Raw genomic sequence first — 5,507 nt, 5'->3', positions numbered from 1 at the left:
GCTGATCGGCGAAACGGCACGCCGAAGGCTGTCAAGCTATAGCAGGACGGGACAGTGCCCTCAGGCCGGTCGCACAAAAACAAAACCCCCGGAAAACCGGGGGTTCGTCAGCAGACTGAAACCCTGCAACGCGGGGTTTGGTCTTGCCGGCTTCAAACCGGCTCAAGCCTTGCAGAACGCTACTGCGCGCCGGAGTTCGGCTCCGTGGCGGCAGGGGGCGAGTCGTGCTGTGCCGCCTCGCCCGAGCCATCAGGCTCGCTTTTTCCATCATTTTTGCGCAAGCGCTTTTCTTCCTGCTTGCGTTTCTTGTCCAGCTCGCGCTGGCGTTTCTCGAACGAATAATTGGGCTTGGCCAAGAGGCATTTTCTCCCGTCATGAGCCCGGAATCAGGCAGCCCTGCGGCTACCCTACCAAGCAAAACCGCCGGCCCAAGGCCGGCGGACATCTAAAAGGTCAGTAGCGACCGCCACCGCCAAAACCGCCACCACCACCGCCGCCGCCGGGGCCACGACGACCTGCGCCGCCACCGCCACCGCCGCCGCCAAATCCACCCGGGCCGCGACGGCCACCGCCGCCACCGCCAAAGCCGCCACTACGGGGCTCTTGCGGACGGGCTTCATTCACAGTGAGGTTGCGACCATCCACGTTCTTGCCATTCAGGCCGGAAATCGCGGCCTGGGCTTCCGAGTCCGACCCCATTTCGACGAAGCCGAAACCCTTGGAGCGGTTGGTCTCACGATCCATGATCACCTGGGCGGAGGTCACGGTGCCGAAATCGGCAAACATCTCTTCAAGAATGCTCTTGTCGACGCTGTAAGCCAGATTACCTACGTAAAGCTTGGTACCCAATTGACACGCTCCATGAAAGTAAGGCGGCCTGGATGTGGTCGCGAATTTATACAATAGCAAGGCCTTGCAAAGGCGTCGAATGTTTTCGCGCGCGCATCAGGAAAGCACGGCTCCGGCCCCGCCCGCCAGCAGGATGAGCAGGGGCACCACGACGAAATACAGGCGCATCACCTGGCCCAGACGCGAGCCCCGCCCGGTAAGGCCCATGTAATACCGTATCACCAGCAAACCCTTGATCGCGACGATCAGGGCCACCAGCGCCGCAGTGATGCCGATCGACGCGAGCCCTTCGCCCAGCCACGCGCTGCCGAGGGTCAGCGCCACCAGCCCGAGCCAGACCAGGGTGACCTGGCGCTCCTGTCCGTCCGCTTGCATGATCTTCATCCCCCACCTCACCTGAGCACGTAGAGCAGCGGAAAAATAACGATCCACGCCAGGTCGGTTGCGTGCCAGTACAGCACCGCGGCCTCCAGCCCGTCATGGTCTTCAGGGCTGTAGGCGCCAAAGCTTGTGCGCAGGATCGCCCAGATCAGCCCGAGGCAGCCCCACACCACGTGCACCAAGTGGTTGAAGGTCAGGTAGTAGTACATGGCGACAAAACTGTTGCCGGTGCCCACCACACCGTGATCGATGTTCCAGTTGAATTCCCAGGCCTTGATCAACAGGAAGGCGATGCCGCCAACGAGTGTCGCCATCAGCCAGTTGCGCGCGGCGGCGGCATCGTTGCGACGGATCGCAAACAAGGCGCGCACCGCGAAGTAGCCGCTGGTGAGCATCACCACCGTGTTCCACACCCCCGAAGCGGTGTTGAGCATGGCCGGGCCATTGTGAAAATCTGCCGGATGCACCTGCTTGAACCAGGCGTAGGCCAGGAACATCAGCGCAAACTCGGTCATTTCGCACAGGATGCCCACCCACATGCCGCGATTGCCGGGCACCCGCCCTGCCGCCTCCAACCCTCCGGCCGGGGCACTCATTACCATTTCCATTACGCTCTCCTGCACATGACGCCAGCCCCCAATCTAAGGGTAGCGGGCGATGCACGAACGTTACAGCCTGACCGTATTCCGGTCGGTGCAGAATTAATTTCCAGCTTGATGAACATCAATGAAAAAAGGCCGCCCGCAACGCTGCGGACGGCCCTGGTGCCTGCGCTCAAGGCGCCGGATCTACTTCTTGAGGTGCGGATTGAGGAAGCCGCGCAGCAGCTTGGTGAGACGCGGCATCACCACCCAGGTCATGGTCATCACGATCAGTGCGGTGAGGATCGCGGTACGCGGCAGGAAGGGCAGGCTCTGCAGGTAGGGCAGCACGAACCACAGGAAGAAGGACACCGTCGGGAAGATGCCCAGCCACGTGACCGCCGCCATGCGCACCCGCGGCGGGTGCATCGAGGCGGGCACCACCGCCGGCGCAAACCAGGCTTCAAGGCCGGAGAGGCTGCGGTACTCCGGCTCGGCCTCGGCCACTTCGCGCATGCGCTGATGAATCGAGGCGCGGGCCGGACAGGCATCCCAGCCCTGCAGGTCGGCCTCCGATGCAAAATTGACCACCACCTGGTATTCGCCGCCAGCTTCGTGGGGCGGCAGCAACTCGGCGCCAAGGAAGCCGCGACTGGCCCGCATCTGCTGGAACATCTCGCGAACCAGTGCTTCGTAACCGGCCTCCTTGCCCGGCTGGGCGCGGCGGCGTGCAATACGGGTGACCTGGCCCGGCGTGGGTGCGGCAGAGGCTGTCTTGGCTTCCATGTTCATGTCTTCCTGTTTATCGGGAATCGACTCAGACGTTGGCGATCGAGATCGCGCGCGTGTTGAGATAGGTTTCCAGTGCTTCCGGGCCGCCTTCCGAGCCGTAGCCCGAATCCTTGAGGCCGCCGAAGGGCATTTCCGCCGACGGCAGGGCCGGCTGATTGATCCACAGCATGCCAACCTCGACGCGCTGGGACAGCAGGTGCGCGTTCTTCAGCGAGCGGGTAAAGGCGTAGCCGGCAAGGCCGTAAGGCAGGCGATTGGCCTCGGCGATGGCTTCTTCCAGCGTGTTGAAGCTGCGCACGGCGGCCACCGGGCCGAAGGGTTCGTCGTTGAACACCTTGGCATCGAGCGGCACATCGACCAGAACCGTCGGGGCGAAGAAGTTGCCGGTCTCGCCGATGCGGGCACCGCCGGTGGCCACGGTGGCGCCCTGCTTCACGGCGTCCTGCATGACTTCGGTCATCGCGCTGATGCGGCGCGGGTTGGCCAGCGGGCCCATCTGGGTGCCCTCGGCAAGGCCGTCGCCCACCTTCAGGCCCTGGGCATAGCCTGCAAGGGCAGTGATGAAGTCGCCGCGAATGCTTTCGTGCACCAGGAAGCGGGTCGGCGCAATACAAACCTGGCCGGCGTTGCGAAACTTGGCCGCGCCGGCGGACTTCACCGCCAGTTCGATGTCGGCGTCTTCGGCGACGATCACCGGCGCGTGGCCGCCCAGTTCCATCGTCACGCGCTTCATGTGCTGGCCGGCCAGCGCGGCAAGCTGCTTGCCCACCACGGTCGAGCCGGTGAAGCTGATCTTGCGGATGACCGGATGCGGAATCAGGTAGCCCGAGATTTCGGCCGGGTTGCCATACACCAGGCCGATGGCGCCGGAGGGCACGCCGGCATCGACGAAGGCGCGGATCAGTTCGGCCGGCGCGGCCGGGGTTTCCTCGGCGGCCTTGACGATGATCGAGCAGCCGGCGGCGAGCGCGGCACCCACCTTGCGCACCGCCTGGTTGATCGGGAAGTTCCACGGCGTGAAGGCCGCCACCGGGCCCACCGGGTCTTTCAACACCATCTGGCGCACGGCCAGATTGCGCGACGGCACGATGCGGCCATACACGCGCATGCCTTCGTCGGCAAACCAGTCGATGATGTCGGCCGCCGCCAGGGCTTCCATCCTGGCCTCGGCGAGGGGCTTGCCCTGCTCGCGGGTCAGGAGCGAAGCGATGCGGTCGGCGCGCTCGCGCATCAGCACAGCGGCGCGGCGCATGGTCTTGCCGCGTTCGAGGGCGGAAATGTCGCGCCAGGTTTCGAAACCCGTTTGCGCGGCCGCCAGCGCACGGTCGAGATCGGCGATGCCGGCATGGGCGACGCGGCCGATTTCCTCGCCGGTGGCGGGGTTGAAGACCGGCAGCGTGCGGCCGTCGGCGGCGTCCTGCCATTGGCCGGCGATCATCAACTGGGTGTTGGGGTAGCTCATTGTTTCGTCCTCGATTCAGGGGTGGAAGGCGGGCGGATTTTCATGCATCGGCCCTGCCCGGTCCACCTTTACACGCGGGGTTCAGGCCTCGCAGGGCTCGACTTCACGGGCCTTTGGGGCGCTGGCCAGCGTTTTCTTCAGCTCGATGATCACTTCGCTGAGGACGCGGTGCTGGGCATGCCAGATCGGCGCGCCGGCCATGGCGACATCAGCACACTGCAATGCGGTACGGAAGATTTCGTTTTCGGCGCGCAGGCGCTCGATTTCGGCTACGGCTTCGTTTTTAAGCGCACTGCTCTCGGTCGTCGCGCGCAGGCATTCAACGATGTCCATGTTGCACTCCTTTCGATGTTGCCCCGCCGCGTCCCGAAGAAGTCCGGGAAGATCAAACAAGGCAATTTACGAATTGAATTCTAGGGAGATGCGACATATATTGGAAATCGATTAATGGTATTCCACATATAACCGCGGTGGATTAAACAATGGATCTGCGTCAGATCGACCTCAACCTGCTCGTCTCGCTGGATGCGCTGCTGGCCGAATGCAACGTCACCCGCGCGGCGCGGCGCCTGCACATCAGCCAGCCGGCCCTGTCGGCCCAGCTGGCCCGCCTGCGCCAGTTTTTCAACGATCCGTTGCTGTTGCCGGCCGAAACCGGACGCGGCATGACGCCGACCACCCGGGCGCTGGCCCTCGGCCCCGCGCTGCACCTGGCGCTGAAGGATCTGGAATCGGTGGTGCTGCACCAGCCGAGCTTCGACCCGGCCACCGACGCGCGCACCTTCCAGCTGGCACTGAACGACACCGCGATGGTGGTGATCGGCCTGCCCCTCATCGAGGAACTCGCCGCCCATGCCTGGCCCGGCGTGCGCCTCGCCTTTCGCGTTCCGGAAATCGATGTGATCGCCTCGCAGATGGAACGCGGCGAGGTGGACCTGCTGCTCGCCTCGGAACGCATCGTGCCCGCCACGATGAAAGCCCGGCCGCTGATCCACGGGCGCTTTGTGATGGCCCAGCGCAAAGGCCACCCGCGGGGCGACGTGCCCCTCGACCTGGACGCCTACTGCGAGCTCCAGCACGTGCTGGTGACCGAAGTCGGGGGCAGCATGCACGGCTACGTGGATGAAAACCTCGCCAGCCAGGGGCGGCAGCGCAATGTCGTGCTGTCGGTCGAAAAGTTCATGCTGGTGCCGGAAATCCTGCGCAACTCCAACCTGGTGTGCACCCTGCCATCGATGCTGATGAGCCGCTTTGCCAATGTGCTCGACATGTTCGAGCTGCCCTTCAGCGACCGTGGTTTCGGCCTGCGCCTGGCCTGGCACCCCCGCAACCACGGCGACCCGGCCGTTTCGTGGCTGCGCGCGCAGCTCGAAAAGGTGGTGCCGGGCTAACCCGGCTCAGCCCTCCTCGGCGAGCAGCGCGTCGCATGTGGCGATGTTGTC

General features: G+C 64.4%; 8 protein-coding genes. 1 reads left to right on the top strand and 7 read right to left on the bottom strand.

Going from position 1 to position 5,507, the window contains the following annotated elements; all coding sequences use genetic code 11:
- Positions 1 to 179 precede the first annotated feature (179 nt).
- From Q1W26_RS04345 to Q1W26_RS04315, 7 genes are all read right to left on the bottom strand, one after another.
- Positions 180 to 356, bottom strand: a complete 177-nt coding sequence (locus Q1W26_RS04345; protein WP_300436357.1) for a hypothetical protein — start codon at positions 354 to 356, stop codon at positions 180 to 182.
- A 97-nt stretch (positions 357 to 453) separates the two neighbouring features.
- Positions 454 to 849 (bottom strand): RNA-binding protein, encoded by a 396-nt coding sequence (locus Q1W26_RS04340; RefSeq protein ID WP_300436354.1) that lies wholly within the window; start codon positions 847 to 849, stop codon positions 454 to 456.
- 96 nt (positions 850 to 945) lie between these two features.
- A complete protein-coding gene (locus tag Q1W26_RS04335) occupies positions 946 to 1,233 on the bottom strand; it encodes a cytochrome C oxidase subunit IV family protein (RefSeq protein WP_300436351.1) in 288 nt (95 codons plus the stop codon).
- Between the two features lie 8 nt (positions 1,234 to 1,241).
- Positions 1,242 to 1,838 carry a cytochrome c oxidase subunit 3 family protein gene (locus tag Q1W26_RS04330; RefSeq protein ID WP_300436348.1) on the bottom strand — a complete coding sequence of 199 codons (597 nt, stop codon included), beginning with the start codon at positions 1,836 to 1,838 and terminating at the stop codon, positions 1,242 to 1,244.
- Positions 1,839 to 2,018: 180 nt separating this feature from the next.
- On the bottom strand, positions 2,019 to 2,597 hold the full coding sequence (locus Q1W26_RS04325; RefSeq protein ID WP_300436345.1) for an antibiotic biosynthesis monooxygenase: 579 nt from the start codon (positions 2,595 to 2,597) through the stop codon (positions 2,019 to 2,021).
- Positions 2,598 to 2,628: 31 nt separating this feature from the next.
- Positions 2,629 to 4,065, bottom strand: a complete 1,437-nt coding sequence (locus tag Q1W26_RS04320; protein WP_300436343.1) for an NAD-dependent succinate-semialdehyde dehydrogenase — start codon at positions 4,063 to 4,065, stop codon at positions 2,629 to 2,631.
- Between the two features lie 81 nt (positions 4,066 to 4,146).
- Positions 4,147 to 4,398: a hypothetical protein gene (locus Q1W26_RS04315; RefSeq protein ID WP_300436340.1), complete on the bottom strand. Its 252-nt coding sequence runs from the start codon at positions 4,396 to 4,398 to the stop codon at positions 4,147 to 4,149.
- A 149-nt stretch (positions 4,399 to 4,547) separates the two neighbouring features.
- Between Q1W26_RS04315 and Q1W26_RS04310 the strand changes: the two genes are divergently transcribed.
- Positions 4,548 to 5,456: a LysR family transcriptional regulator gene (locus Q1W26_RS04310; protein WP_300436338.1), complete on the top strand. Its 909-nt coding sequence runs from the start codon at positions 4,548 to 4,550 to the stop codon at positions 5,454 to 5,456.
- Positions 5,457 to 5,507: the final 51 nt, after the last annotated feature.

This window comes from Zoogloea sp. (genome assembly GCF_030157465.1).
Lineage (GTDB): Bacteria > Pseudomonadota > Gammaproteobacteria > Burkholderiales > Rhodocyclaceae > Zoogloea.
The sequence above is the reverse complement of the archived record's forward strand: the minus strand, read 5'-3'. Positions and strand labels throughout refer to the sequence as shown.